The organism is Arsenicicoccus dermatophilus, assembly GCF_022568795.1.
GTDB classification, from domain to species: Bacteria; Actinomycetota; Actinomycetes; order Actinomycetales; family Dermatophilaceae; genus Arsenicicoccus; species Arsenicicoccus dermatophilus.
This window is the reverse complement of the sequence record NZ_JAKZHU010000001.1, coordinates 1238502-1264750: the sequence shown is the minus strand read 5'-3', so window position 1 is coordinate 1264750 and position 26249 is coordinate 1238502. Positions and strand designations below refer to the sequence as shown.

Here is a 26249-nt window from a genome sequence, read left to right as displayed (position 1 = left end):
GGTGCGGTGGGGTCTGTCCAGAGAGACCTCGGTGGCGTCGAGATCTCTCGTGCCGCGGGCGATCTCGCCCTGCGACAGCAGCATCCTGGCAGCGCCTCCGCCTGGCCTGCAAGCTCCCCGCGATCGATTCACTACATGCTGCAACCGAGGAGTAATGGGCTCTGACCTGGGGTGACGGGATCACCGACCCCCGGCAGGACCACTCGCCGTGGCCCACCGTTGGCCCAGGGTTGCCCAGGACGTCACCCCGCGCATGCGCCCAGCGCAGACTCATGCACCGACGAACCGGTGGACGGGCCGGACGGTCGAGGCGACTCAGTGGTGGTGGACCTCGTCGCCGCCGTCCCGGCGCACGAGGTGCATGATCGCGACGACCACGGCGCCCACGAGGATCCCGGCGATGGCCGAGCCGATGGTGTTGGTCAGCCAGCCGAGGACGCCGCCCAGGGGGCCGGTCGCGTGGACGACGGCCTCCTCCGCGTGGTGGACCAGGCCGTATGGCGCGTGCCACCCCAGCTCGTCCAGCCCGGCCAGCAGGATGTGACCACCCACCCACAGCATCGCCACCGTCCCGACGAGTGCGAGCGCCCGCAGCAAGGCCGGCATCCCACGCACCAGGCCGTTGCCCACCGCGCGCGCGGCGCCGGAGTCCCGGCGCGCCAGCGCCAGGCCGATGTCGTCCATCTTGACGATGAGCGCCACCACGCCATACACCCCGAAGGTGATCAGGAAGGCCACCGCGACGAGCGACAGCGCCCGGTTGAGCAGCGGCTCCTGGGCGACCTCGTTCAGCGCGATCACCATGATCTCCGAGGAGAGGATGAAGTCGGTGCGGATGGCGCTGGCGGTCATCTCCTTCTCGGCGTCGTCGCCCATGTCCACGGCCGTGTGCTCGTCCGCGTCGTGGCCATGGCCGGAGAGCTTCTCCCACACCTTCTCGGCGCCCTCGAAGGACAGGTAGAGACCGCCCAGCATGAGCAGGGGGGTGAGCGCCCAGGAGGCGAACTGGCTCAGCAGCAGGGCAGCCGGGAGGATGAAGAGCAGCTTGTTGCGCAGCGAGCCGATCGCGATGCGCCGGATCATCGGCAGCTCCCGGTCCGGGGTGAATCCCGTGACGTAGCGCGGGGTCACCGCGGTGTCGTCGACGACGACGCCTGCCGCCTTGACGCTGGCGCGGGTGGCCGCCACGCCCACGTCGTCGACCGAGGCGGCGGCGAGCTTGGCCATGGTGGCGATGTCGTCGAGCAGGGCAGCGAGTCCGCCGGCCATGAGGGATCCTCCGAGGGGTGTGCAGACAGGGGGTCATCGAGCAGACGTGTCGGGGGTGGTGCGCGTTCCGCACCACCCCCGACACGATCCTGCCCGATCCGGACTCTCGACGGTCAGATGTCCCGGAAGGTGCTGACCCCGGCGCCCAGCGCGGTGAGGCGCTCGGCGAGCTCCTCGTAGCCGCGATTGATGACGTAGACGTTGCGCAGCACCGAGGTGCCCGGCGCGGCCAGCATGGCGAGCAGCACCACGACGGCCGGGCGCAGCGCCGGCGGGCACACGACCTCGGCCGGACGCCACCGGGTCGGACCGCTGATCATGACGCGGTGGGGGTCGAGGAGCTGGACGTGGCCGCCCACCCGGGTCAGCTCGGTGAGATAGATCGCGCGGTTCTCGTAGACCCAGTCGTGAATCATCGTCGTGCCCTCGGCCGTCGCCGCGATGAGCGCGAAGAAGGGGAGGTTGTCGATGTTCAGACCAGGAAGGGCAGGGGGTGGATCTTGTCCCGCGGGGCCACCAGCGGCCCGGGGATGTGCGTCAGGTCCACCAGGCGGGTCTTCCCGTTGGCCGAGAGGTACTCCTCGGACAGGGAGTACTGCATGCCCATCGTCTCCAGGGTGGCGAGCTCGATCTCCATGAACTCGATCGGCACCCGGCGGATGGTGATCTCCGAGCCGGTGACCACACCCGCCGCGAGCAGCGACATCGCCTCGATCGGGTCCTCGGAGGGGAAGTACTCCACCTCGCGGTCGATGGCGCGCACGCCCCGGACGGTCAGCGTCGTGGTGCCGATCCCGTCGATCTGCACCCCCAGCTCCTGCAGGAAGAAGCACAGGTCCTGGACCATGTAGTTGGGGGAGGCGTTGCGGATCACGGTGGTGCCCTCGTAGCGGGCGGCCGCCATGAGGACGTTCTCGGTGACGGTGTCGCCGCGCTCGGTCAGCACGATGGCCTTGGTGGGCCACTGGTCGGCGGTGACGCGGGCCTGGTAGGCCCCGGCCGTCGCCTCCACGTCCAGGCCGAAGTGGCGCAGGGCGATCAGGTGGGGCTCGACGGTGCGGGTGCCGAGGTCGCAGCCGCCGGCATACGGGAGGGAGAAGCCATCGAACTCGTGCAGCAGCGGGCCGAGGAACATGATGATCGTGCGGGTGCGCTTGGCCGCGGCCTCGTCCATCGCGTCCAGCGCGAGCCGCGCCGGGGGGGTGATGCGCAGGTCGTTGCCGCCGTCGATCCACTCGGTCTGCACGCCGATGGAGTTGAGCACCTCCAGGATGCGGGCGACCTCCTCGATCTTGGCGAGGTTGCGCAGGGTGGTCGTGCCCTTGTTGAGCAGGGCGGCGCACAGGGTGGCGACGGCGGCGTTCTTGGAGGTGCGGACCTCGATCGAGCCGCTGAGGCGGCGTCCGCCCTCGATCCGCAGGTGCTGCGGGCCGGAGTGACCCATCGACACGAACTCGGCCTCCAGCTCCTTGCCCAGCGCCGCGAGCACCTCGAGGCTGAGGTCGTGCTGACCACTCTCGATCTGCTCGATGTCCTGCTCGGTCATCCCGACCTTGCTCGCCAGCTCGCGAGTGGTCAGACCACGTCGGACGCGGGCCTCGTGGACGAGCGTGCCGATACGGCGGAGGTAGCCATCAGTCATGTGGCCCATCGTAGGTCAGCCCGAGGGCGACTCCGGGCGGTGACATGCGACGGGCCCCGCGTCTGCCTAAAGGAGTACGCGGGGCCTATCGTTGACTACTCTGAGTCGATAATTGGCACTACTCAGTGCGAGGCTTCGGCCACTCCGAGCGGCAGAAAGCGCTTGCCGGCGACGCGCTCGGCGATCCCGGTGCGGTCGAGCAGGGGCGTGAGCCCGCCGTTCCAGAACTGGAAGCCGGCCCCGGTGATCATCGCCAGGTCCAGGTCCATCGGCGCCGTCACCACGCCGTCGTCCAGCATGGTCCGTGCCTCCTCGGCCAGACCGGACAGCACCCGCTCGCGCACCTGCTCGGGGGTGAGGACGACCGGCTCGGCGGGCAGCTCGTGCAGTGCCACCACCTCGGGGTCGAGGACGGTGCGGCCGTCGACCTTGGTGTAGTAGCTCCGCTTGCCCGCCGCGACCACGCGCTGCAGGTTGGGCGAGACGTAGAAGCGGTCCGGGAAGGCCTTGCCCAGCGTCTCGTTGTTGTGCAGGGCGATCGCCGGACCCACCAGCCCCATGAGGACGAAGGGCGGCATCGGGGCGATGCCCGCGAAACCCTGGTCCGCCACGTCGATCGGGGTGCCCTCGTCCACGATCCGGGCCATGTCGGACATGAAGCGCCCGAGCAGACGGTTGACGATGAACGACGGGGAGTCGGTGCACAGCACGGTGGTCTTGCGCAGGCCCTTGCCGACCGCGAAGGCCGTGGCCAGGGCCGCGTCGTCGGTGCGCTCGCCCTTGATCACCTCGAGCAGCGGCATGACCGCGACGGGGTTGAAGAAGTGCAGGCCGACGACCCGCTCGGGGTGCTGCAGGTCCGCGGCCATCTGCGTGATCGACAGCGAGGAGGTGTTGGACGCCAGCACGCACTCCGGGGAGACGACCGCCTCCACCTCCGCCCAGACCTGCTTCTTGACGCCCATCTCCTCGAAGACGGCCTCGATGACCAGGTCGGCGTCGGCCATCTCGTCCTTGGCGGTGTCGCCGGTGACGAGCGCCTTGAGCCGGTTGACCTGGTCGGCGCCGATCCGCCCCTTGGCGGCGAGGGCGTCGAGCTCACCGTGGACCCAGGCCACACCCTGGTCGACGCGCTGCTGGTCGAGGTCGGTCATCACCACGGGCACCTTGAGCTGACGCACGATCAGCAGCACCAGCTGGCTGGCCATCAGGCCGGCGCCCACGACACCCACCTTGGTGACCTTGCGGGCCAGGGCCTTGTCGGGGGCCCCGGCAGGGCGCTTCGCGCGCTTCTGCACCAGGTCGAAGGCGTAGAGGCCGGCCCGCAGCTCGTCGCTCGTCAGCAGGTCGCCGAGGGCCTGGTCCTCGGCGGCGAAGCCCTCCTCGCGGCTGCTGGTGCGCGCCGCGGAGAGCAGGTCGAGCGCGGTCGCGGCCGAGCGCGAGCTGCCCCCGGTGCGCTTGGCGACGGCCTTGCGGGCGGCGGTGATCCCTGCCTCCCAGCGCTGCTCGTCACGGTCGACCTCCGGGCGCTGCACGGTCGTCGATCCGGCGAGCACCGACGCGGCCCAGCGGATCGACTCGGCGAGGAAGTCGGCGTCGTCCAGGACGGCGTCGAAGATCCCGAGTCGGGCGGCCTCGACGCCCCTGAGCATGGTGTTGTTGCTCAGGGGATTGTCGACGACGACCTTGAGGGCCCCCTCCAGGCCGATCAGGTTGGGGAGCAGCCAGCAGCCGCCCCAGCCGGGGACCAGCCCGAGGAAGACCTCGGGGAGGGCGACGGCCGGCACCGAGCGGGCCACGGTGCGGTAGTCGCAGGACAGGGCGATCTCCACGCCGCCGCCCATGGCCGCGCCGTTGACGAAGGCGAAGGACGGCACCCCCAGTCGGCCGAGGCGACCGAAGACCTCGTGCCCCAGCGCGCCGATGGCCACGGCCTGCTCGCGCTGCTGCACCTTGGCGACCCCGGTGAGGTCCGCGCCCACGGCGAAGACGAAGGGCTTGCCGGTCACGGCGACGGCGGCGATCTCGCCGGCCCGGGCACGCTCGGCGCACCGGTCCAGCGCCTCGTGCAGCTCCAGCAGCCCGCGGGGGCCCATGGTGCTGGGCCGGGTGTGGTCGTGGCCGTTGTCCAGGGTGATCAGGACCAGGGTACCGGCGTCCCCGGGCAGGGTGACGTCGCGGGCCAGGGCGTGCGTGACGACTTCGTCCTCGAAGGCCGTCAGCAGCTGGTCGATGGTGGTCTGGTCGCTCATCGGGCGGTCTCCTCGCCGTCGGAGGTGGACGGGGTGTAGTCGGCGTGGTGGGGGTTCTCCCAGATCATGGCCACGCCCATGCCGATGCCGATGCACATGGCGGTCATGCCGTAGCGCACGTCCGGGCGGGCGGCGAAGTGCGCCGCCAGCTGGTTCATCAGGCGTATGCCGGAGGAGGCGAGCGGGTGGCCGGTCGCGATCGCGCCGCCCCAAGGGTTGACCCGCTCGTCGTCGTCGGCGATCCCGAAGTGCTCGAGGAAGGCCAGCACCTGGACGGCGAAGGCCTCGTTGAGCTCGAACAGGCCGATGTCGTCGACGGACAGCCCGGCCTGGGCGAGGGCCTTCTCCGCGGCGGGGACCGGGCCGTATCCCATGACCTCGGGCTCCACCCCCACGAAGGAGTAGGTCACCAGGCGCATCTTCACGGGCAGACCGAGCTCGGTCGCGGCGGCCTCGGAGGCCAGCAGGCAGGCGGTGGCGCCGTCGTTGAGGCCGGCGGCGTTGCCGGGGGTGACCTTGCCGTGCGGGCGGAAGGGGGTCTTCAGGGTGGCCAGGTCCGCCGTCGTGACGCCGGGTCGCGGGGGCTCGTCGACCGTGGCCAGGCCCCAGCCCTGCTCGGCCGAGCGGATGGCGACGGGCACCAGGTCGGGCTGCACCTGGCCGGCCTCGTAGGCCGCCGCGAGCTTGCGCTGCGACCCGACCGCGAAGGCGTCGCTGCGCTCCTTGGTCAGCGAGGGGAAGCGGTCGTGGAGGTTCTCCGCCGTCTGCCCCATGACCAGGGCGGACTCGTCGACGAGGCGCTCGGACACGATGCGCGGGTTGGGGTCGACCCCCTCACCCATCGGATGACGCCCCATGTGCTCGACGCCGGCCGCGACCACGACGTCGTTGACGCCCATCGCGATCGAGCCCGCGGACGAGGCGACCGCGGTCAGGGCGCCGGCGCACATCCGGTCCACGGAGTAGCCGGGGACGGTGGTGGGCAGGCCGGACAGGAGCGCGGCCATGCGGCCCAGCGTCAGGCCCTGGTCGCCGATCTGGGTGGTGGCGGCCACGGCGACGTCGCCGATGCGCTCGGTGGGCAGGTCGGGGTTGCGGCGGACCAGCTCGCGGATGCAGGCCACGACCAGGTCGTCGGCGCGGGTCTGGGCATAGATGCCCTTCTCGCCGGCCCGTCCGAAGGGGGTGCGGACGCCGTCGACGAAGACGACCTCGTGCAGGGTGCGGGGCACAGGAGCCTCCCGGTGGGTGGGGTGGGGACGTGGCGAGGTTACCGGTCGGTAATCAGGCTGTCAGCCCGTGACCGGACGAGCACCCTGTGGTGTGCCGGACGTCACCGCAGGACCGGGTCACCGGTGCGGGTAGGGATGCTCCTGCGCGACGCGAGCGACGACGGGGGAGACGAGGGACGCCTGCCAGGGGCGGGCTCCGAGGTCGAGCATGATCTCGGCGAAGCCCTCGGCCGACTCGTCGACCGGCGGCGCCCACAGGACGCGGCGCAGGGTGTCGGGGGTGAGGAGGTTCTCGGCCGGGACGCGGACCTGCTCGCCGAGGGCGGTCACCTGCTCCTTGGCGGCGACGAGCCGCGCGGCCGCCACGGGATCCTTGTCGGCCCAGGCACGCTGGGGCGGCGGCCCCTCCGCCGGCAGGTGGTATGCCGGGAGGTCCTCCTCCGGGATCGTCATGGCCCGGTCGATGGCCGCCAGCCAGGGCTGGGGGTTGCGGGCGACCGAGCGCGGCTGGCGGGGCCGGTCGCCGGAGGGGAGGGCGAGCTCGAGCAGCGAGGAGTCGGGCAGGACCCGGCCGGGGGAGCAGTCGCGATCCTGGGCGATGGCGTCCCGCGTCAGCCACAGCTCGCGCACCACGGCCAGGCCCCGTCGCGTGCGCACCTTGTGCAGGCCCGAGGTCTTGCGCCAGGGATCCACCTTGGCCTGAGGGCCGCGGAAGTGGGTGAGGGCCTCGAACTCCTGGGCGGCCCACGCCGCCTTGCCCTGCTCGGCCAGGTCCGCGGCCACCGCGTCGCGCAGCTCCACGAGGAGCTCCACGTCGAGCGCGGCATACAGCAGCCAGGGACGCGGGAGCGGCCTGGTCGACCAGTCCTGGGCGCTGTGCTCCTTGGCGAGGGTGACGCCGAGGTAGTGCTCCATCGCCGCCGCGAGCCCCACGCGCGGACGACCGGCCAGACGGGACCCCAGCTCGGTGTCGAAGAGGGTGCGCGGGTGCAGCCCGAGCTCCGCCAGGCAGGGCAGGTCCTGGGAGGCCGCGTGCAGGACCCACTCGACGTCGGCGACGACCTCCTGCAGCTCGGACAGGTCGGGGCACATGACCGGGTCGATCAGCCAGGTGCCCGAGCCGGCGCGGCGCAGCTGGACGAGGTAGGCCTTCTGGCCGTAGCGGAAGCCCGACGCGCGCTCGGCGTCCAGGGCGACGGGACCGGAGCCGGCCGCCACGGAGGCGACGACCTCCCGCAGCGTCCGCTCGTCCTCGACGACCGGCCGCAGCGGCTCCGCCGGGGCGTCGACCAGCCGGGGCTCGGGCGCGTCGGTGGGAGCGTGCGGGGTCTCGGGGTCGGCGCTGGTCAGGTCAGTCACGGCGACCAACCTATCCCTCCCGCGTCAGGAGATCAGTCCGCGGCGCAGCGCGGTGTACGTCATCGCGGCGCGGTCGCCCGTGCCGAGCTTGCGCGCGATGCGTGCCAGGTGGCTCTTGACCGTGAGGGCGGACAGACCGAGCGACGCGCCGACCTCCTTGTTGGTCTTGCCCTGCGACACCAGTTGGAGCACCTCCACCTCGCGGGCGGAGAACTGCTCGTTGCCCGCGCCGCGGGTGCCCGGGCCGGAGGGGGCCTGGCCGCCGGTGCGGATGTAGGCGCGGACGCCGGTCTTCAGCGCGCCCCGGACGTAGATCGGGTCCTCGGAGTCCGACAGCACGATCGTGCGGCGCCAGCCGCGCGCCCGCAGCTCGTGCAGCAGCGGGATGCCGGAGCCGTCGGGCAGGGTGAGGTCCGCGATGCAGAACTCGCCCGCCGGCACCTCGCGGGCCACGATCCGGGCGCGCTCGATGGTGGGCGCCTCGATGATGTGTCCCTCGGTGATCCGGCCCAGCGCGCGGCGCACCATGGCGCCGGTGTGCGGGCCGGCGGAGATCACCATCGCGCTGATGGGCTGCGGCCGCTGCAGACGAGCGTTCTTGGGCAGCACAGTCATGGCCTCTCCTCCGATGTCAGGCGGTCGGAGAACGTCTCACGACCAGCAAGAGAACTGTAGAGCAAGGCTAGTGCCGAACGGGTGAGATTGATCGAAGTTGGGTGACCCTTAGCGACGCGACGCGAGCGGGGCTACACCCTCCGGGAGCGGGGGCAGCCCGCCGAGCGTGCAGAGCACCTCGCACCAGGCCGACAGGTGGGCTCCGAGGTCCCCCTCGACGGCGGTCCAGGAGGCCCGGATCTCCATCTCCACGGCGGCCCCGTCCTCGGCCAGGTCGCCGAACTTCTCGCTGACGATGCGGGTGACCGTGCCCGCGAGGGCCGTGACCTCCACGCCCGCCCGCTCGAGCCCGTCCTGCAGCCAGGACCACCCGGCGCCGCCCAGGGCCGGGTCGGCGGCCACCTCCGGCTCCATCGCCGCCCGGGCGTAGGTCACGACCCGCCAGCACCCGCCCCAGGGATCCGGCGCCGCGGGGTCGAAGAGCACGACGAAGCGACCGCTCGCCAGCTCGTCGTCGTCCCGGGGGTCGGCCATCACGTCGGCGGCCAGCGCCAGGGAGTGGGGAGCGAGGCGTCCGGGAGCCGGGACCTCCTCCAGCACGATCTCCGGACGACGGCGCACGGCGCGGACCGAGACGAGGGCCTCCTCGAACTGCCTGGAGCTGTCGTCGGTCACACGTCGGTCGGCCACCTGCCGAGGCTATGCAACGGTGCGGCGCCGTTCCGCGCGGCGCGCCGACGGCCCGGTCCGACATGGGAGGATCGGCCCCGTGAACGCCAGCCCGCTCGCCGACAGCCTCCTCGTCCGCGCCGCCCGCCGTCAGCCCGTGCCGCGCCCGCCCGTGTGGTTCATGCGCCAGGCGGGCCGCTCCCTGCCGGAGTACCGCGCGGTCCGCGAGGGGACCACGATGTTCGAGGCCTGTCGCGACCCTGAGCTGACGACCGAGATCACCCTGCAGCCCGTGCGCCGTCACGGCGTCGACGCGGCGATCTTCTTCAGCGACATCGTCGTCCCGCTGGCCGCCGTGGGGGTCGACGTCGACCTCGTCGCGGGCGTCGGGCCCGTCGTCGCCGAGCCCTTCCGCACCCGCGCCGACCTGGACCGGCTCCCGGCGCTGACCGCCGAGCACGTGCCCTACGTCGTCGAGGCGGTGCGCCAGACCGTCGCCGAGCTGGGCGACACCCCTCTCATCGGCTTCGCGGGAGCGCCGTTCACCCTGGCGTCCTACCTCGTCGAGGGCGGGCCCTCGAAGTCGCACGAGCGCACCAAGGCGATGATGTACGGCGACCCGCAGCTGTGGCACGACCTGTGCGACCGGCTGGCGCAGATCGCCGGGACCTACATGACCGTCCAGGCCCAGGCCGGGGCGAGCGCGGTGCAGCTGTTCGACTCCTGGGTGGGCGCCCTGCCGCGCCGCGTCTACGAGTCCTGCGTCCAGGAGCACTCGCGGCGGGCGCTGGGGATGGTCGCCGAGGCCACCGACGTTCCGCGCATCCACTTCGGCGTGGGCACAGGCGAGCTGCTGCACCTGATGGGGGAGGCGGGGGCCGACGTCGTGGGCGTCGACTACCGCGTGAGCCTGCTCGACGCCGTGGACCGCCTCGGCCCGTCGTACGCCGTGCAGGGAAACCTCGACCCGGCACTGCTGTTCGCCCCCTGGGAGGTGCTGGAGCGCGAGGTGCGCCGGATCGTCGACGAGGGGCGGCAGGCGCCCGGGCACGTCTTCAACCTGGGTCACGGGGTGCTGCCCGCCACCGACCCGTCGGTGCTGACCCGCGTGGTCGAGCTGGTGCACTCCCTGGGGCAGTAGACTGCTCATCTGCGCCGCGCCGCGCGTGGACGCCCACCCGCCCCCGGCGGCCCAGCCGCCTCGACAGATGGCGTCACATGTCCGTTGTCAAGATCGTCCTCGAGGTCCTGCTCGTCCTCGGCAGCCTGTTCCTGACCCTGCTCATCCTGCTCCACAAGGGCAAGGGCGGCGGCATGTCCGACATGTTCGGCGGCGGCGTCTCCAACACCCTGGGTGGTTCCAGCGTCGCCGAGCGCAACCTCGACCGGTTCACCATCGCGGTCGCCGTGGTCTGGTTCGTCTGCGTCGTGGCCCTCGGGCTGCTGCAGCGCTTCGGCGCCTGAGGCGGGCGTCCTCGACCGGGGACGCCCGCCCTCCACGAGCCCCGGGGGGACTCGTCACGTCACGCGGGCATCACCGCCCGCCCCGGACCTGCAGAAGGTCGGGTCCGGTAGCCAGAGGAGAAGTCATGTCTGCGGGTGGGAGTGCCATCAAGGGCACCCGGATCGGGTCCGGTCCGATGGGGGAGACCGAGCGGGGTGAGTCGGCGCCGCGCCTGGTCATGAGCTACTGGTGCGCCCACGGTCACGAGACGACGAGGGCCTTCGCGGAGGAGGCGCGCTCGGACGTCCCGGTCGAGTGGGAGTGCCGACGCTGCGGTCTGCCCGCGGGGGTGGACCGGGACGACCCGCCGGCGGCGCGACGCACCGAGCCCTACAAGACGCACCTGGCCTACGTGAAGGAGCGGCGCAGCGAGGCCGAGGGCGAGGCGCTGCTCGAGGAGGCGCTGCAGGCGCTGCGCGAGGGGCGCCGGCTCTTCCGCTGAGGCGGGCCCCTGCGAGCTGCGGGCCCCGCGAGCTGCAGGTCCGTCCCAGGAGACCGCGAACCACCACGACGCGGGGCCGGCCACCGGCTGCACAGCGCTGGCCGGCCCCGCGTCGTCACCCTGCCCAGGGGTGGGGCCGAGTCAGACCAGCCGGCTCGCCGCCTCCTCGTCGAGCAGCCACAAGGTGCGACGCCGACCCGTGACCCCGGCGGCGGGGGCCTCGACGACGTCGGTGCCCCCGAGCGCGGTGGCCACCGCGTCGGCCTTGTCCTCGCCGGCCACCAGCAGCCACACCTCGTCCGCCGTGCACAGGGCGCGCAGCGACAGCGAGAGACGCGCGGGCGGGGGCTTGGGCGAGTCGGGCTCGGCGACGACCGTCCGGTCGGCGACGTCGAGCGAGGCGTGCCCGGGGAACAGGCTCGCCACGTGGGCGTCCGGACCGACGCCCAGCATCACCACGTCGAAGGCCGGCAGGCCGTCGCTGCCCGGGCGGCCGAGGGACAGACCGTCCTCGTCCGACGTCGCCGACTCTTGGGCGACCCGGGCCAGCTCCTCGGCATACCGCTGCGCCGCAGGCTCGAGGTCCAGACCGTCGTCGAGGGCCGGCAGCTCGTGGACATTGCCCTCGGGCAGCCCCAGCTCGTGCAGTCGGCCGAGTCCCGCCCGGCGAGCCTGCTCGGCGTTGCGGTCCGCCGACGCACGCTCGACGAAACGCTCGTCCCCCCACCACAGGTGCACCAGCTCCCAGGCGACCGCGGCGACCGCGGGCGAGGCCACCAGCGCCTCCAGGGACGCGGTGCCCATGGACCCGCCGGTCAGCACCACGTGGACCTCCCCGTGCCGGGACTGCGCGTCGGCGAGGGTGGTGACGAGACGAGCCGCGACGGCCGCGGCGAGGATCGACCTGTCCGGGTGGACGACGACCTGCGCGGCGGTCATGAGGTCCCCTTGGGCGAGGACGTCGCCGAGGTGGACGGGCCGGTAGCCTTGCGGGCCGACCCCTCCTTGGTCCTGCCGTCCGCGCCCTTGGCGGCGCCGGGCCTGCGCTGGGCGTCCTCGGCGTGGACCACCTCGACGGTCGCCACGTCGTCGCTGATCTTGGTGCCCAGGCGCTTCTGCTGCTGGGCCCGCCGGGCGGTGTGCGGGTCCGGTGCCTTGTCGGTGGCATGCACGGTCGCGGCCTCCTCGTCCACCGTCACCATCTCGCTGGAGGTGGTGCGCGTCCGGCCGATCTCCGCAGCCAGCCGGCGGGACTCCTCGGGGGAGGGCGCCTTGCCGGCCTTGATCAGCCGGCTGGAGGTCGAATCCCGGCTGTGGACCTTCGCCAGGCCCTCGACCAGGGCCTCCTCGTAGACCTCGTCGGCGTCCAGGCGACGCAGCTCGTCGGTGAGGCAGTCGGCGTCGGAGCGCCGCTTGAGCTCGATGCGGCGCACCGGCTGCAGCGGGTGGGACAGGGTGGCCAGCGTGGTCCCCTCGGGGCGCACCAGGTCCAGCGGGCCGCTCGGCCGCTCGAGGCGCACCGAGATGAGTCCCGACCCGGCGGGGGTGCGGGCCCGGGTCACCGGGACGTCCAGCGCCTGCGCCAGCCACGCGGCCAGCAGGTCGGTCGCCGAGGAGTCCACCCCGCCCGACACGACGGCGCCGGTGATGGTCTCGTAGGGCCGCACGTCCAGCGCCGCGGCCAGCAGGGCTCGCCAGGAGGTGATCCGCGACCAGGCCAGGTCGGTGTCGCCGTCGGAGTAGTTCTCGGCCCGCCGCTCGAGCTCGGCATAGGGATCCTTGGCCACGGCGGAGTCGTTGATCCGGCGGTGGCACAGCTCACCGACCGGGTCCGCGGCCAGGTCCTCGGGGGCGATGCCAGGCCACCAGCCGACGACCGGGGAGTCGGCGAGCAGCAGCGGCAGCACCAGGGCGTGCCCCTGGGCGTTCACCTCGCCGTGCAGCCGCAGGACGATGACCTCGGAGGCCGCCGCGTCGCCGCCGACGCGGATCTGACCGTCGACCCGCGAGGATCCCCGCTCGTCGACGTGCACCAGCGCCACGATCCGGCAGGGGTGCTCGTGGGAGGCGGTGATCGCGGAGGCGATCGCGTCCTCCGCCCGGCCCTCGTCGACGTCGATGACCAGCGTCAGCACGCGGGACAGGGCGATCGCGCCGCCCTCCTCCCGCAGCGAGATCAGCCTCTTGTTGAGCGCCGAGGTCGAGGTGTTGGGCAGGTCGATGATCACGGCATCCTCCACTCGCGGCCGTCGCGGGCCATCATCTCGTCAGCGCTCGCGGGTCCCCAGGACCCGCTGGTGTAGGGCTCCGGGGCGCCCTTCTGGGCCCAGTGCCGCTCCACCGGGTCCAGGATCTGCCAGGACAGCTCCACCTCCCGCGTGCGGGGGAACATCGACGGCGCGCCGAGGAGCACGTCGAGGATGAGCCGCTCGTAGGCCTCGGGCGACTTCTCGGTGAAGGCCGACCCGTAGGCGAAGTCCATGGTGACGTCCCGGACCTCCATGCGGCCGCCGGGCACCTTGGACCCGAAGCGCAGGGTGACGCCCTCGTCGGGCTGGACCCGGATCACGATGGCGTTCTGCCCGAGCTCCTCGGTCTGGCTCTCGGTGAACGGCAGGTGCGGGGCCCGCTTGAAGACCACGGCGATCTCCGACACCCGCTTGCCGAGCCGCTTGCCGGTGCGCAGGTAGAACGGCACCCCCGCCCAGCGCCGGGTGTCCACGTGCACCTTGACGGCGGCGTAGGTCTCGGTGGTGGAGCCGGGCTTCATCCCGTCCTCCTCGAGGAAGCCCGTGACCTTCTCCGAGCCCTGCCAGCCGGCGGCATACTGCCCGCGCGCGGTCGTGGCGTCCAGGTCCTCGCACAGGGCGACCGACGCCAGGACCTTCTCCTTCTCGGCGCGCAGCTGCTCCGCGGTGAACGAGATCGGCTCCTCCATCGCGGTGAGGGCGAGCAGCTGGAGCAGGTGGTTCTGGATGACGTCGCGGGCGGCGCCGATCCCGTCGTAGTAGCTCGCCCGACCGGCCACGCCGATGTCCTCGGCCATGGTGATCTGCACGTGGTCGATGTGGTTGGCGTTCCAGATCGGCTCGAACATCTCGTTGGCGAAGCGCAGCGCCAGGAGGTTCTGGACGGTCTCCTTGCCGAGGTAGTGGTCGATGCGGAAGACGGACTCCTCGGGGAAGACGCCCTCGACGATGGCGTTGAGCTCCTGGGCGGACTCCAGGTCGTGGCCGAAGGGCTTCTCGATCACCACGCGGCGCCACTCGCCGTCGCCGGCGTGCGCGAGGCCGCAGCGCTCCAGCTGCTGGCAGACGGTGCCGAAGAAGCCCGGGGGGATCGACAGGTAGAACGCGACGTTGCCGCCGGTGCCGCGGTCGCGGTGCAGCTCCTCGACGGTCGCGGCGAGCAGGTCGAAGGCCTCGTCGTCGTCGAAGGTGCCCGGCACGAAGCGGAAGCCCTCGGCGAGCTGCTGCCACGTCGACTCCCGGAAGGGGGTGCGGGCGTGCTCCTTGACCGCGTCGTGCACGATCTGACCGAAGTCCTGGTCCGCCCAGTCGCGGCGCGCGAAACCGACGAGCGAGAAGCCCGGGGGCAGCAGCCCGCGGTTGGCGAGGTCGTAGATCGCGGGCATGACTTTCTTGCGGGACAGGTCACCGGTGACGCCGAAGAGCACGAGGGCGCAGGGGCCGGCGATCTGGGGGAGACGCTTGTCCCGTGGATCGCGCAGGGGATTGTGCTCGGCCGTGACTCGGGTGGGGCTCAACTCGTTCTCCATTCGACGCGGCGGATCCGGCACCAAGGTAGCCGAGCCCATACCCCGCGGCCCCGGTCCGACACCGGGCGTCCCGGAGCGTGACCGAGGCCCGGCCGTCCGCGGGTGCGGGCGACCGGGCCTCGGCAGGAGGTATGGCGGGGGTCAGTGCTTGTCGAGCTCGCCCTGGACGGTGGCCAGGAGCTCCTGCCAGGACGTCTCGAACTTCTCGACGCCCTCGCGCTCCAGCAGGTCGACGACCTCGTCGTAGGAGATGCCCTGGCGCTCCAGGGCGTCCATGACCGCCTCGGACTCCTCGATGTGCCCGGTGATGGTGTCCCCGGTGATCCGGCCGTGGTCGGCCGTCGCCTCGAGGGTCTTCTCCGGCATGGTGTTGACGACCTGCGGGGCGACGAGCTGGTCGACATACATCGTGTCGGGGTAGGCCGGGTCCTTGACGCCGGTGGAGGCCCACAGCGGGCGCTGGGCGTTGGCGCCGTCGTCGGCGAGGTTGGCCCAGCGCGGGGTCGCGAACTGCTCCTGCCAGGCGTGGTAGGCCAGGCGCGCGTTGGCGATGCCGGCCTGGCCCTTGAGGGCCTTGGCCTCGTCGGTGCCGAGGGCGTCCAGGCGCTCGTCGATCTCCGTGTCCACGCGCGAGACGAAGAAGGACGCGACCGAGTGGATGGTGGAGAGGTCCTTGCCGGCCTCGCGGGCCTGCTCGATGCCGGTCATGAAGGCGTTCATGACGGCGCGGTAGCGGTCCAGGCTGAAGATCAGCGTGACGTTGACCGAGATGCCCTCCGCGAGAACGCGGCTGATGGCGGGCAGCGCCTCGACGGTGGCGGGGATCTTGATCATGACGTTGGGCCGGTCGACGGTGGCGACGAGCTCCTGGGCGACCTCCACGGTGCGCTCGGCGTCGCGGGCGAGCCGGGGGTCGACCTCGATCGACACGCGGCCGTCGACCCCCTTGGTCAGCTCGTAGACCGGCATCATCACGTCGCAGGCCCGCTGCACGTCGGTGGTGGTGAGCGCGAAGACCGCCCGCTCCACGTCCGCGCCCTGGTCCTTGAGCTCGACGACCTGGTCGGTGTAGCGCTCGCCTCGGGCGAGGGCCGCGGCGAAGATCGACGGGTTGGTCGTGACGCCGACGACGCCGTGGTCCTGGACCATCTCGGCGAGGTTGCCGGACTCGAGCCGCTCGCGGGACAGGTCGTCCAGCCAGACGGAGACCCCGGCGGCGGCCAGGTCCTGGATGCTCGTGGTGGTCATCGGTCGTTCTCCTCACGCTCGGCCGGTGCCGAGCTCTCGAAGCCGGGGTCGGAGGTGGCGTGGGCCGGGGCGGTGTTGCCGGGGGCGACGTGCCCACGGGCGGCGGCCAGGGACTCCTCCGCGGCCTCGACGACCCTCTCCGTGGTGAAGCCGAACTCGCGGAACAGCGTCTTGGCGTCGGCCGAGGCGCCGAAGTGGTCGATGCCGATGATCCGTCCGGCGTCGCCGACGTAGTCGCGCCAGCCCATGGACGAGCCGGCCTCGATGCTCACGCGGGCCTTGACCGCGGCGGGGAGCACCGACTCGCGGTAGGCCGCGTCCTGGCGAGCGAACCACTCCAGGCAGGGCATGGACACGACGCGGGTGGCGATGCCCTTGCCCTCGAGCTCCTGGGCGGACTCGACGGCCAGCGCGACCTCCGAGCCGGTGGCCATCAGGATCACCTGGGGGGTGGGCGAGGAGCTCTCGACAAGGACGTAGGCGCCCTTGGCCACCTGCTCGGCCGTGACCGTGCCGGGGTCGAGGATCGGCAGGGCCTGGCGGGACAGCGCCAGGCCGGTGGGCGTGCTGTGGCCCTCGAGGATGCGCTTCCAGGCGTGGGCGGTCTCGTTGGCGTCCGCCGGGCGCACCACGTCGAGGTTGGGCATGGCGCGCAGCGAGGCGAGGTGCTCGATGGGCTGGTGGGTGGGGCCGTCCTCGCCGAGACCGATCGAGTCGTGCGTCCACACGAAGATCGAGTCGACCTCCTGGATCGCCGCGAGGCGGACCGCGGGCCGCATGTAGTCGGAGAACACGAGGAAGGTGCCGCCGTACGCCCGGGTCAGACCCTCCAGGCAGATGCCGTTGAGGGCCATGCCCATGGCGTTCTCGCGGACGCCGAAGTGCAGGGTCCGGCCGTAGGGGCCGCCCTGCCACTCGGGCGTCTGCCGGTCGTCCGGCAGGAAGGACGGCTGGCCGGACATGGTCGTGTTGTTGGACTCGGCCAGGTCGGCGGAGCCGCCCCACAGCTCGGGCATGACCTCGGCCAGCGCGGCGAGCACCGTGCCGGAGGCGGCGCGGGTGGCCAGACCCTTGTCGTCGGGGGCGAACGTCGGGAAGGCCTCGGCGAATCCCTCCGGCAGCTCGCGCGCGGTGAGACGGTCCAGCAGGGCGCTCTTGTCGGGGTTGGCGGTGCGCCAGACGGTGAGACGCTCGTCCCACGCCCGGTGCGCCTCGGCGCCGCGGTCGCGGACCCGACGCACGTGCTGCTCGACCTCGGGGGCGACCTCGAAGGTCTGCTCGGGGTCGAGACCGAGGAGCTCCTTGAGGCCCTTGATCTCGTCGTCGCCGAGGGCGGCCCCGTGGGACTTGCCGGAGCCCTGCTTGGTGGGGCACGGCCAGGCGATGACGGTCCGGACCATGACCAGGGTGGGCCGGTCGGTGACCTTCTTGCCCTCCTCGATCGCGGCCAGCAGCGCGTCGACGTCCTCGACGTAGCCCTCGTCGCGCACGCCGTGGTGGCGGCGCCACTCGACGACGCGCACGTCCCAGCCGTAGGCCTCGTAGCGCCTGGCCACGTCCTCGGAGAAGGAGATGTCGGTGTCGTCCTCGATGGAGATCTGGTTCTGGTCGTAGACCAGCGTGAGGTTGCCGAGGCGCTGGGTGCCGGCCAGGGAGCAGGCCTCGCTGGCGACGCCCTCCATGAGGCAGCCGTCTCCGGCGACGACGTAGACGTGGTGGTCGAAGACGCTCTCGCCGGGGGCGGCGTCGGGGTCGAGGAGCCCGCGCTGACGGCGCTGGGCCATCGCCATGCCGACGGCCGTCGCGACGCCGGAGCCCAGCGGACCGGTCGTCAGGTCGATGCCGTCGGTGTGGTGGACCTCGGGGTGGCCGGGCGTCTTGGAGCCCCAGGTGCGCAGGGCCTTGATGTCGTCCAGCTCGAGCAGGCCGGAGTAGTACAGCTGGATGTACTGCGTCAGGCTCGAGTGGCCCGCGGACAGCACGAAACGGTCCCGGCCCAGCCAGTGCGGGTCGGCCGGGTCGTGCTGCATGACGTTCTGGTAGAGCAGGTAGGCGACGGGAGCCAGGCTGATCGCCGTCCCCGGGTGGCCGTTGCCGGTCTTCTGCACGGCGTCGGCCGCGAGGCAGCGCGCGGTGTCCACCGCGCGGACGTCGAGATCGGTCCAGCCTGCCCGGTCCGCGATCATGTCGGAGACCTGGCGGCCGTTGGCCTGGGGGGTGATGCTCACGTGGTCACACTTCCTAACGTGGTCGGAGTCACATGGAGCCTATTCCACGCCCTACCCACCCTCCGGGCCGGCGAACCGGTGCCTCCGGCATCCGGACGGACCTGACCGGCATCCGGACCGGGCCGCTCGGACCGATCGCCGTCGAGTCGTCTCCGCAGGAACACTCGGCGTGCTCGCCACGTCGCTGCGGGCATGGCGAAGGGATAGGATCGACACACCCTCTCGGGCGCCTGCCCCACGTCGATCGAAGGACACCGTGACAGCTACGCAGCCGAGCACCGCTCGCCGTGACCGGACCGGTGTGCCCTCCTCGCGCTTCTCCTACACCGTCAAGAACTACATGGCGCTGACGAAGCCGCGGATCATCGAGCTGCTGCTGGTGACCACCTTCCCGGTGATGTTCCTGGCCCAGCGCGGGCTGCCCGACCTGTGGCTCGTCGTCAACACCCTCGTCGGTGGCTCCCTGTCGGCCGGGGCGGCCAACACGCTCAACTGCTACCTCGACCGGGACATCGACCGGCTCATGGCCCGCACCGAGAACCGTCCGCTGGTGACCGGGGAGATCAGCCCGTCCGCGGCGATGCGCTTCGGGATCGTGCTGACGATCGTGTCGACGCTGTGGCTGGGGCTGCTGGTCAACTGGCTGTCCGCGGTCCTGTCGGTCAGCGCGATCCTGCTGTATGTCGTGTTCTACACCCTCGTGCTCAAGCGCCGGACCTCGCAGAACATCGTGTGGGGCGGCATCGCCGGCTGCATGCCCGTCCTCATCGGGTGGGCCGCCGTGACCGAGTCGGTGTCCTGGGTGCCGTTCGTGCTCTTCCTGTGGATCTTCTTCTGGACGCCGCCGCACTACTGGCCGCTGTCGATGCGCTTCAAGGACCAGTACGCCGCGGCCGGCATCCCCATGCTCCCGGTGCTCAAGCAGGACACCGCGGTCGCCCGACAGATCGTGGGTTACGCCTGGGCGACGGCCGTGATCTCGCTGGTGCTCGTGCCGGTCGCCGACATGGGCTGGATCTATCTGCTCACCGCGATCGTGTCCGGCGGGCTCTTCCTGCTGGAGTCCTACAAGCTCCTGGCCCGCGCCAAGGACCCGGCCAACGCGACGACGGCGTCGCTGAAGCCGATGCGGCTCTTCCACTACTCGATCACCTACGTCACCCTGCTCTTCATGGCCGTGGCGATCGACCCGCTGCTGCACTACCCGCTGCTGGGCTCCTGACCCGCCGCGGGCCTGCCCGTCGAGCCGCCACCTCGGGCGAGGTGGCGGCTCGACGCGTCAGCGGGTGACCCGCGCGGGCGCGGCCCAGGTGGGCCGTGGGCGCCTCGGTCGGGCCGCGCCGTCCAGGGGCAGCGGCGGGCACCGCGCAGTCCGCCGTCGCCACGCCCGCGGCGCGATCACCAGGGCCGCGGCGCGACCTGGCTCCTCCGGCCTCGACCCGAGACCCGAGCCCCAAGACCCGAGGGCCCGAGGCCAGGGGTTCAGGGGTTCAGAGCCAGGGGTTCGGAGGTCAGGGGTTCGGAGGTCAGCGGCGGCGGGCGGTCAGGATCCCCTGGGTGAGCAGGGCGGTGAAGATCGCCGAGACGAGCAGGTGGAGGGCGACCACGCCGATCGGGCGGCCGGTGAAGTACTGCACGTAGCCGATGACGCCTTGCAGCAGCGAGACGCCGAGGATGGTGTCCCACACCCGACGGAAGGGCGCCGGCACGTCCACGAGGCGCGACGCGACCACCAGGGCGACCGCGAGCCCGAGGAAGAGCATCACCGAGTCGGCGTGCAGCCAGCTGGTGGCGTGGGGGTCGAAGCCGAAGCGCACGTTCTCCCGGCTGTCGCCCGAGTGCGGCCCGGAGCCCGTCACCGCGGTGCCGAGGACGCTCACGACCGCGCCGACCACGACCGCGGCCCAGGCCAGCCGATGCACCACGCGGGGCACGAGGGGCGCGGCGGGGGAGTCGCCCTCGCGGTAGCGGTAGAGCAGGTAGGTCGCGTTGGCGACCAGGAACAGCGAGATCAGGAAGTGGGGCGACACCGTCTTGGGGTCGAGCTTGGCGAGCACGATGATCCCGCCGACCACGGCCTGCACGAGCACGAAGACCAGCGGCACCAGGCAGTCCCAGACGAACCGCCGCCGGGTGCGCCAGCAGCGCAGGACCGCCAGCACGAAGACCGCCAGCGCCACGATCACCAGCACCGGGGTGAGCATCCGGTTGCCGAACTCGATGAACTTGTGGAAGCCCTCGGCCTGCTGACCGGTCGGCACGAGCGAGTCCGGGGTGCACCGGGGCCAGGTGGGGCAGCCGAGCCCGGACCCGGTGAGCCGCACGAGGCCGCCGGTGAGGATGATGAGCACGTTGCCGACCAGGTTGGCGATGAGCGCGATCCACAGCCAGTCGCGGGCCCCGCGCGGCGGGCGCACCACATCGGTCGGGGAGTCGGTCGGGCGGGCTGGGGGGGTCGGCGTGCTCACCGCCCCACCCTAGTCTTCGGCCCCCTGCCGGAGGCGGTCGCCCCACCACCCGATCGCCGTCGTGCAGGGCCGTCGTGCAGGCCCGTCACGGAGCCCGGACGTCGGGGTGGCCAGGGCCGGGACGGCGAGGTCAGTCGGACCAGCGGAAGAGTCGCGCCGCCATACCGCAGAAGACCGCGGCCCAGACCAGCAGCACGAGGAGCGGCTGCAGGGGCAGCCCGTGACTCTCGAAGGCTGCGCGGAAGCCGTCGCCCAGGGCCGCCGAGGGCAGGTAGGACACGAGCGTCGACCACGGGCGGGGCAGGTGGGAGCCGGGGATGAGCACGCCGCCGACGCCGAGCATCAGCACCCACACCAGGTTGGCGAGCGCGAGGGTGGCCTCGGCGCGCAGGGTGCCGGCGAAGAGCAGGGCGAAGCCCACGAAGGCCGTGGTCCCGAGCAGCCAGAAGACGAGGAAGGGCAGGACGCCGACCACGTCGGGGCCCCAGCCGAGAGCCAGCCCGACGGCACCGAGCACCACGAACTGGATGACCTGGATCGCCATCACCGCGAGCACCCGGGAGATCAGCAGGCCGGTCTTGCCGAGGGGAGAGGCGCCGAGCAGCCGGAGCACGCCGTACCGGCGGTCGAAACCCGTCTGGATCGCCTGCCCGGTGAACCCGGAGGACAGCACCGCGAGGGCGAAGACCCCCGGGGTGACGATGTCGACGCGCCGCCCGGCCCCGAGGTCGGGCCAGGGCGCGAGCACGCCCCCGACGAGCGCCATCGCGGGCAGCACGATCGAGACGAGGGTCTGCTCGCCGTTGCGCAGGAAGGTCCCGATGTCGAAGGCCGTCTGCGCCTTGATCCGGGCGGCGACGGGGGCGGCGGCGCTCATCGGCGGACCTTCCTGGTGAGCTCGAAGTAGACGTCCTCCAGGGGACGGCCGGCGCACAGCTGGGCGGGGGTGCCGGCGCCGACGACGCGGCCGTCGCTGATCACGACCAGGTGGTCGGCGAGGCGGTCGGCCTCTTCGAAGGAGTGGGTGGTCACCACCACGCCGACACCGCGGTCGCGGGTCTCGCGGACCAGGTCGTAGACGTCGAGCCGGGCGTGCGGGTCCAGGCCGGCGGTCGGCTCGTCGAGGAAGACGACCTCGGGGTCGCCGATCAGCGCGGCGGCGAGGGCGACCCGCTGCCTCTGGCCACCGGACAGGCGTCGCACGGTGGTGCCGGCGAAGCGGTCGATGCCGAGCCGGGCGGCGAGGTCGTCGACGGGGAGGGGAGCGGCATACAGCGCGGACAGGTGATGCAGCAGCCGGACCGGCTTGGCGCCGTTGGGCAGCCCGCCGTCCTGGAGCATGACGCCGACGCGGGCGCGGTGCTCGGCGGAGGCCTCCCAGGGGTCGGTGCCGAGGACCCGGGCCGCACCCTCGTCGGGGCGCTGGAGGCCCTCGAGGATCTCCATGGCCGTGGTCTTGCCGGCGCCGTTGGGCCCGAGCACGCAGGTGATGGCGCCCTGCTCGGCGCTCCAGGTCAGGTCGTCGACGGCGCGCACGGAGCCGAAGCTCTTGCGCAGCCCCCGGGCGGTCACGGCAGTCGTCACGGAACGGCACTCTACGCGCGGGCCGCCCAGCAGGGGCTGAGCGACCGCGACGGGGCGCGGGATCCGGCACACCCCAGGAATTAGGCAACACGGATCTTTCGTTTATCATCGGTGCAGGTCCTGCGCAGCCGCTCGGAGCAGCGCAGATCACGGAGAGGAGCAGGGTGTATGGCGAAGCCGTCGGCCCTCACCTCTCCCGCGGATTCCAGCACCCGGGCCCGCGTGCAGCAGGGCGTCTCCGAGCACGGTCCGGTGACCGCCGCGTCGCTGGCCGAGATGCTCGACATCACCCCGACCGCGGTGCGTCGCCACCTGGACGCGCTGGAGGGCGCCGGGCTGATCACCGCCCGCACCGCCGCCGGGACCTCCCGGGGGCGGGGCCGACCCGCTCGCGCCTACGTCCTCACCGACGCCGGGCACCGCGCCCTGGACGCGAGCTACGACGACGTCGCCACGTCGGCGCTGCGGTTCCTGCACGAGCAGGTGGGGGAGCACGCCGTCGAGGCCTTCGCCACCCAGCACGTCGCCCGGCTCGAGGAGCGCTACCGCGACCGGGTGCGGGCCGCGGGCGACGACCCGGAGGCACGCGCCCGCGTCCTCGCCGAGGTGCTGACGCAGGACGGCTACGCCGCGAGCAGCCGCCCGGTGGCGCTGGCCGACGGCACCACCACGCTGGGCGTCCAGCTGTGCCAGGGCCACTGCCCGGTGCAGCAGGTCGCGAGCGAGTTCCCGCAGTTCTGCGACGCCGAGCGGAAGGCCTTCGGCAGGCTGCTCGGCGTCCACGTCCAACGCCTGGCGACCCTGGCCCACGGCGAGCACGTGTGCACGACCTTCGTGCCGGTGGGGGCGGGGTCCTCCCGGCATGCACCCGGCGCAGCCGCCCCACCGGACCCACCACCCGACGCGCCCGCGCCGGACCGACCCGACCACGCACCGCCTCCGCAGACCCCCGACCACGACGAAAGGTCCACCCGATGACCACCAACATCGAGGAGCTCAACCCAGGCCTGAAGGGCCTGGGTCGCTACGAGTACGGCTGGGCCGACAAGGACGACGCGGGCGCCACCGCCCGCCGAGGCCTGTCCACCGACGTCGTCGCGGACATCTCCGCCCGCAAGGGCGAGCCGCAGTGGATGCTCGACGTCCGCCTCAAGGCGCTGCGCCTGTTCGACAAGAAGCCGATGCCGAGCTGGGGCAGCGACCTGACCGGCATCGACTTCCAGAACATCAAGTACTTCGTGAAGTCCACCGAGAAGCAGGCCACCAGCTGGGAGGAGCTGCCCGAGGACATCAAGGCGACGTACGACAAGCTGGGCATCCCGGAGGCCGAGAAGCAGCGCCTCATCGCCGGCGTCGCCGCGCAGTACGAGTCCGAGGTCGTCTACCACCAGATCCGCGAGGACCTGGAGGAGAAGGGCGTCATCTTCGTCGACACCGACACCGGTCTGCGCGAGCACGAGGACCTGTTCAAGGAGTACTTCGCCAGCGTGATCCCGGCGGGCGACAACAAGTTCTCCGCGCTGAACACCGCGGTGTGGTCGGGCGGCTCGTTCATCTACGTCCCGCCGGGCGTGCACGTGGACATCCCGCTGCAGGCCTACTTCCGGATCAACACCGAGAACATGGGCCAGTTCGAGCGGACGCTGATCATCGCCGACGAGGGCTCCTACGTGCACTACGTCGAGGGCTGCACCGCCCCGATCTACAAGTCCGACTCGCTGCACAGCGCCGTCGTGGAGATCGTGGTCAAGAAGAACGCGCGGGTGCGCTACACGACCATCCAGAACTGGTCCAACAACGTCTACAACCTCGTCACCAAGCGAGCCACCTGCGAGGCCGGCGCCACCATGGAGTGGATCGACGGCAACATCGGCTCCAAGGTGACGATGAAGTACCCCGCGGTCTTCCTGCTCGGCGAGCACGCCCGCGGCGAGACCCTGTCGATCGCCTTCGCCGGCGAGGGCCAGCACCAGGACGCCGGGGCCAAGATGGTCCACGCGGCGCCGCGCACGTCCAGCTCGATCGTCTCCAAGTCGGTGGCGCGCGGCGGCGGTCGCACGTCGTACCGCGGGCTCGTGCAGATCGCCGAGGGCGCCCACGGCTCCAGGAGCAACGTCCGCTGCGACGCCCTGCTCGTCGACAACGTGTCGCGCTCGGACACCTATCCGTACGTCGACGTCCGCGAGGACGACGTGCAGATGGGTCACGAGGCCACCGTGTCCAAGGTGAGCGACGACCAGCTGTTCTACCTGATGTCCCGCGGCATGTCCGAGGAGGAGGCCATGGCGATGATCGTGCGCGGGTTCGTCGAGCCCATCGCGCGCGAGCTGCCCATGGAGTACGCCCTCGAGCTCAACCGCCTGATCGAGCTGCAGATGGAAGGAGCCGTCGGCTGATGCCAGTCGAGCTCAAGACCCCCACCACCGCAGGTCGCCCGGACGCCCGTCCGGAGGCCTTCCAGACTCCCTTCGTGCCGGACCAGTCCCGCGCCGAGCGCACGACCTCCTTCGAGGTCGAGGACTTCCCGGTGCCGAACGGCCGCGAGGAGGACTGGCGCTTCACCCCGGTCGACCGGCTGCAGGAGCTCTTCCACGTCGCGCCCTCGGACCTGGGCGGCGTCAAGACCGACATCCAGGTCCCGGCCGGCATCAAGGTCTCCGAGGTGCCCCGCGGCGACGCGCGGCTCGGGCAGGTGCTCCGGCCCGCCGACCGCGCCTCCGCCGTCGCCTGGGCGGGTTTCCAGGACGGCTACGTCGTGCAGATCCCGCAGGGCCGCGAGTTCGGCGAGGCCTCGCGGATCACGGTGACCGCCTCCGGCGGAGCCCGGGTCAACGGGCACCTGCTCATCGACGCGGGCGCCCAGTCCAAGGCCACGGTCCTGCTGAGCCACAAGGGATCCGCGCGCTGCGGCAGCAACGTGGAGATCCGGGTCGGCGACGGCGCCCAGCTCACCGTCGTGACGGTGCAGGAGTGGGACGACGACGCGCTGCACCTGGCCCAGCACGACCTCCTCGTCGGGCGGGACGCGACCGTGCGACACATCGCGGTCACCCTCGGCGGCGCCGTCGCCCGCGTCTGCACGACGGTGCGGTATGCCGGTCCGGGTGGCTCCGCCGAGTGTCTCGGCGTCTACTTCACCGACGCCGCCCAGCACCAGGAGCACCGCCTGTTCGTGGACCACGAGGCTCCGCACTGCTCCTCGGACGTGGAGTACCGCGGCGCCCTGCGCGGCGAGACCGCCCACTCGGTCTGGGTCGGCGACGTCCTGATCCGCGCCGCGGCCGAGGGCACCGACACCTACGAGCTCAACCGCAACCTGGTGCTGACCGAGGGTGCCCGCGCCGACTCGGTCCCCAACCTGGAGATCGAGACCGGGCAGATCGTCGGGGCGGGCCACGCCGCCGCGACCGGCCGGTTCGACGACGAGCAGCTGTTCTACCTCCAGGCCCGCGGCATCCCCGAGCGGGAGGCACGCCGCCTGGTCGTGCACGGCTTCTTCGCCGACATCATCAACCGCATCGGGGTCACCGACACCCAGGCCCGGCTGATGGAGATCATCGACCGTGAGCTCGCCGACTCGGTGGACGCGGCCTTCGAGACGGCCCCGCGCGAGGTGACCGCGTGAGCTTCGAGAAGGTCTGCGCCCTGGAGGAGATCCCCGTCGGCCGGGTGGCCGCCGCGGAGGTCGACGGCGTGACCATCGCGCTGGCCCGCACCGGCGAACGCGAGCTGCACGCCGTGAACGACACCTGCACCCACGCCAACGTCTCGCTGTCCGAGGGCGAGCTGTCCGGCTGCACGCTCGAGTGCTGGCTGCACGGCGCGACCTTCGACCTGCGCACCGGCGCCCCCCTGACCCCGCCGGCCACGGTCCCGGTCGCGGTCTACCCCGTCAAGCTCGAGGGTGACGACGTCCTGGTCGACGTCGAGGCGCCCACCAACAAGGAGAACTGAGCAGA

Annotated in this window: 22 protein-coding genes and 1 pseudogene; 8 read left to right on the top strand and 15 right to left on the bottom strand. The window is 72.0% G+C overall.

The window, feature by feature from the left end:
* Positions 1-315: 315 nt before the first annotated feature.
* The 7 genes and pseudogenes from MM438_RS05935 to MM438_RS05905 all read right to left on the bottom strand — a co-directional run bounded on the left by MM438_RS05935 (position 316) and on the right by MM438_RS05905 (position 9059).
* Positions 316-1269: a DUF808 domain-containing protein gene (locus MM438_RS05935; protein ID WP_241451594.1), complete on the bottom strand. Its 954-nt coding sequence runs from the start codon at positions 1267-1269 to the stop codon at positions 316-318.
* A gap of 113 nt (positions 1270-1382) precedes the next feature.
* Positions 1383-2911, bottom strand: a pseudogene (locus MM438_RS05930) (UDP-N-acetylglucosamine 1-carboxyvinyltransferase).
* 122 nt (positions 2912-3033) lie between these two features.
* Positions 3034-5163 (bottom strand): 3-hydroxyacyl-CoA dehydrogenase NAD-binding domain-containing protein, encoded by a 2130-nt coding sequence (locus MM438_RS05925; protein ID WP_241451593.1) that lies wholly within the window; start codon positions 5161-5163, stop codon positions 3034-3036.
* Positions 5160-6395: a thiolase family protein gene (locus MM438_RS05920; protein WP_241451592.1), complete on the bottom strand. Its 1236-nt coding sequence runs from the start codon at positions 6393-6395 to the stop codon at positions 5160-5162. The genes MM438_RS05925 and MM438_RS05920 overlap by 4 nt, the downstream gene beginning before the upstream one ends.
* A 117-nt stretch (positions 6396-6512) precedes the next feature.
* Positions 6513-7754 (bottom strand): HRDC domain-containing protein, encoded by a 1242-nt coding sequence (locus MM438_RS05915; protein WP_241451591.1) that lies wholly within the window; start codon positions 7752-7754, stop codon positions 6513-6515.
* 24 nt (positions 7755-7778) lie between these two features.
* Positions 7779-8369, bottom strand: a complete 591-nt coding sequence (locus MM438_RS05910; RefSeq protein ID WP_241451590.1) for a response regulator transcription factor — start codon at positions 8367-8369, stop codon at positions 7779-7781.
* Between the two features lie 108 nt (positions 8370-8477).
* Positions 8478-9059: a DUF3000 domain-containing protein gene (locus tag MM438_RS05905; protein WP_241451589.1), complete on the bottom strand. Its 582-nt coding sequence runs from the start codon at positions 9057-9059 to the stop codon at positions 8478-8480.
* Between the two features lie 79 nt (positions 9060-9138).
* Between MM438_RS05905 and hemE the strand changes: the two genes are divergently transcribed.
* The 3 genes from hemE (at position 9139) to MM438_RS05890 (ending at position 10984) form a co-directional block, all read left to right on the top strand.
* Positions 9139-10179 (top strand): uroporphyrinogen decarboxylase, encoded by a 1041-nt coding sequence (hemE, locus tag MM438_RS05900; RefSeq protein ID WP_241451588.1) that lies wholly within the window; start codon positions 9139-9141, stop codon positions 10177-10179.
* Between the two features lie 77 nt (positions 10180-10256).
* On the top strand, positions 10257-10502 hold the full coding sequence (gene secG, locus MM438_RS05895) for a preprotein translocase subunit SecG (RefSeq protein ID WP_241451587.1): 246 nt from the start codon (positions 10257-10259) through the stop codon (positions 10500-10502).
* 125 nt (positions 10503-10627) lie between these two features.
* Positions 10628-10984: an RNA polymerase-binding protein RbpA gene (locus MM438_RS05890; RefSeq protein WP_241451586.1), complete on the top strand. Its 357-nt coding sequence runs from the start codon at positions 10628-10630 to the stop codon at positions 10982-10984.
* Between the two features lie 141 nt (positions 10985-11125).
* Here the strand turns inward: MM438_RS05890 and pgl are convergent, their stop codons facing one another.
* From pgl to tkt, 5 genes are all read right to left on the bottom strand, one after another.
* The gene (gene pgl, locus MM438_RS05885) at positions 11126-11923 is read right to left on the bottom strand and encodes a 6-phosphogluconolactonase (protein WP_241451585.1); all 798 of its coding nucleotides are present in this window, start codon (positions 11921-11923) and stop codon (positions 11126-11128) included.
* Positions 11920-13212 (bottom strand): glucose-6-phosphate dehydrogenase assembly protein OpcA, encoded by a 1293-nt coding sequence (locus MM438_RS05880; protein ID WP_241451584.1) that lies wholly within the window; start codon positions 13210-13212, stop codon positions 11920-11922. The genes pgl and MM438_RS05880 overlap by 4 nt, the downstream gene beginning before the upstream one ends.
* A complete protein-coding gene (zwf, locus tag MM438_RS05875) occupies positions 13209-14750 on the bottom strand; it encodes a glucose-6-phosphate dehydrogenase (protein ID WP_241451583.1) in 1542 nt (513 codons plus the stop codon). Before zwf ends, MM438_RS05880 begins: the two co-directional genes overlap by 4 nt.
* Positions 14751-14903: 153 nt before the next feature.
* On the bottom strand, positions 14904-16010 hold the full coding sequence (gene tal / locus MM438_RS05870; protein WP_241451582.1) for a transaldolase: 1107 nt from the start codon (positions 16008-16010) through the stop codon (positions 14904-14906).
* A complete protein-coding gene (tkt, locus tag MM438_RS05865) occupies positions 16007-18196 on the bottom strand; it encodes a transketolase (protein ID WP_241453326.1) in 2190 nt (729 codons plus the stop codon). The genes tal and tkt overlap by 4 nt, the downstream gene beginning before the upstream one ends.
* A 298-nt stretch (positions 18197-18494) precedes the next feature.
* On the opposite strand from tkt, the gene MM438_RS05860 reads away from it, so the two are divergent.
* A complete protein-coding gene (locus MM438_RS05860) occupies positions 18495-19460 on the top strand; it encodes a heme o synthase (protein WP_338155510.1) in 966 nt (321 codons plus the stop codon).
* Positions 19461-19764: 304 nt separating this feature from the next.
* Here MM438_RS05860 and MM438_RS05855 read toward each other — a convergent pair whose 3' ends face one another.
* The 3 genes from MM438_RS05855 to MM438_RS05845 all read right to left on the bottom strand — a co-directional run bounded on the left by MM438_RS05855 (position 19765) and on the right by MM438_RS05845 (position 22290).
* Complete coding sequence (locus MM438_RS05855; protein ID WP_241451581.1) at positions 19765-20706, bottom strand: COX15/CtaA family protein; 942 nt, start codon at positions 20704-20706, stop codon at positions 19765-19767.
* Positions 20707-20836: 130 nt separating this feature from the next.
* A complete protein-coding gene (locus MM438_RS05850; protein WP_241451580.1) occupies positions 20837-21583 on the bottom strand; it encodes an ABC transporter permease in 747 nt (248 codons plus the stop codon).
* Entirely contained in the window at positions 21580-22290 is a 711-nt protein-coding gene (locus MM438_RS05845; RefSeq protein ID WP_241451579.1) for an ABC transporter ATP-binding protein, read from the bottom strand. Before MM438_RS05845 ends, MM438_RS05850 begins: the two co-directional genes overlap by 4 nt.
* A gap of 168 nt (positions 22291-22458) precedes the next feature.
* Between MM438_RS05845 and MM438_RS05840 the strand changes: the two genes are divergently transcribed.
* Genes MM438_RS05840 through MM438_RS05825 form a run of 4 tightly spaced genes read left to right on the top strand, consistent with a single transcriptional unit; the run spans position 22459 to position 26244 of the window.
* Complete coding sequence (locus MM438_RS05840) at positions 22459-23268, top strand: helix-turn-helix transcriptional regulator (protein ID WP_241451578.1); 810 nt, start codon at positions 22459-22461, stop codon at positions 23266-23268.
* Positions 23265-24686: a Fe-S cluster assembly protein SufB gene (sufB, locus tag MM438_RS05835; RefSeq protein ID WP_241451577.1), complete on the top strand. Its 1422-nt coding sequence runs from the start codon at positions 23265-23267 to the stop codon at positions 24684-24686. The genes MM438_RS05840 and sufB overlap by 4 nt, the downstream gene beginning before the upstream one ends.
* Positions 24686-25915, top strand: coding sequence for a Fe-S cluster assembly protein SufD (sufD, locus tag MM438_RS05830; RefSeq protein WP_241451576.1), 1230 nt, complete (start codon positions 24686-24688; stop codon positions 25913-25915). The genes sufB and sufD overlap by 1 nt, the downstream gene beginning before the upstream one ends.
* Positions 25912-26244 carry a Rieske (2Fe-2S) protein gene (locus MM438_RS05825; protein WP_241451575.1) on the top strand — a complete coding sequence of 111 codons (333 nt, stop codon included), beginning with the start codon at positions 25912-25914 and terminating at the stop codon, positions 26242-26244. The genes sufD and MM438_RS05825 overlap by 4 nt, the downstream gene beginning before the upstream one ends.
* The last annotated feature ends 5 nt before the right edge of the window (positions 26245-26249 follow it).

What these genes read in the sequence shown, in the direction of transcription:
- sufD (WP_241451576.1), top strand. Translation starts at nt 24,686, where the DNA reads ATGCCAGTCGAGCTCAAGACCCCCACCACCGCAGGTCGCCCGGACGCC.
- tkt (WP_241453326.1), bottom strand. Translation starts at nt 18,196, where the DNA reads ATGATCGCGGACCGGGCAGGCTGGACCGATCTCGACGTCCGCGCGGTG.
- MM438_RS05840 (WP_241451578.1), top strand. Translation starts at nt 22,459, where the DNA reads ATGGCGAAGCCGTCGGCCCTCACCTCTCCCGCGGATTCCAGCACCCGG.
- MM438_RS05910 (WP_241451590.1), bottom strand. Translation starts at nt 8,369, where the DNA reads ATGACTGTGCTGCCCAAGAACGCTCGTCTGCAGCGGCCGCAGCCCATC.
- MM438_RS05935 (WP_241451594.1), bottom strand. Translation starts at nt 1,269, where the DNA reads ATGGCCGGCGGACTCGCTGCCCTGCTCGACGACATCGCCACCATGGCC.
- MM438_RS05890 (WP_241451586.1), top strand. Translation starts at nt 10,628, where the DNA reads ATGTCTGCGGGTGGGAGTGCCATCAAGGGCACCCGGATCGGGTCCGGT.
- MM438_RS05850 (WP_241451580.1), bottom strand. Translation starts at nt 21,583, where the DNA reads ATGAGCGCCGCCGCCCCCGTCGCCGCCCGGATCAAGGCGCAGACGGCC.
- MM438_RS05925 (WP_241451593.1), bottom strand. Translation starts at nt 5,163, where the DNA reads ATGAGCGACCAGACCACCATCGACCAGCTGCTGACGGCCTTCGAGGAC.
- secG (WP_241451587.1), top strand. Translation starts at nt 10,257, where the DNA reads ATGTCCGTTGTCAAGATCGTCCTCGAGGTCCTGCTCGTCCTCGGCAGC.
- sufB (WP_241451577.1), top strand. Translation starts at nt 23,265, where the DNA reads ATGACCACCAACATCGAGGAGCTCAACCCAGGCCTGAAGGGCCTGGGT.
- pgl (WP_241451585.1), bottom strand. Translation starts at nt 11,923, where the DNA reads ATGACCGCCGCGCAGGTCGTCGTCCACCCGGACAGGTCGATCCTCGCC.
- tal (WP_241451582.1), bottom strand. Translation starts at nt 16,010, where the DNA reads ATGACCACCACGAGCATCCAGGACCTGGCCGCCGCCGGGGTCTCCGTC.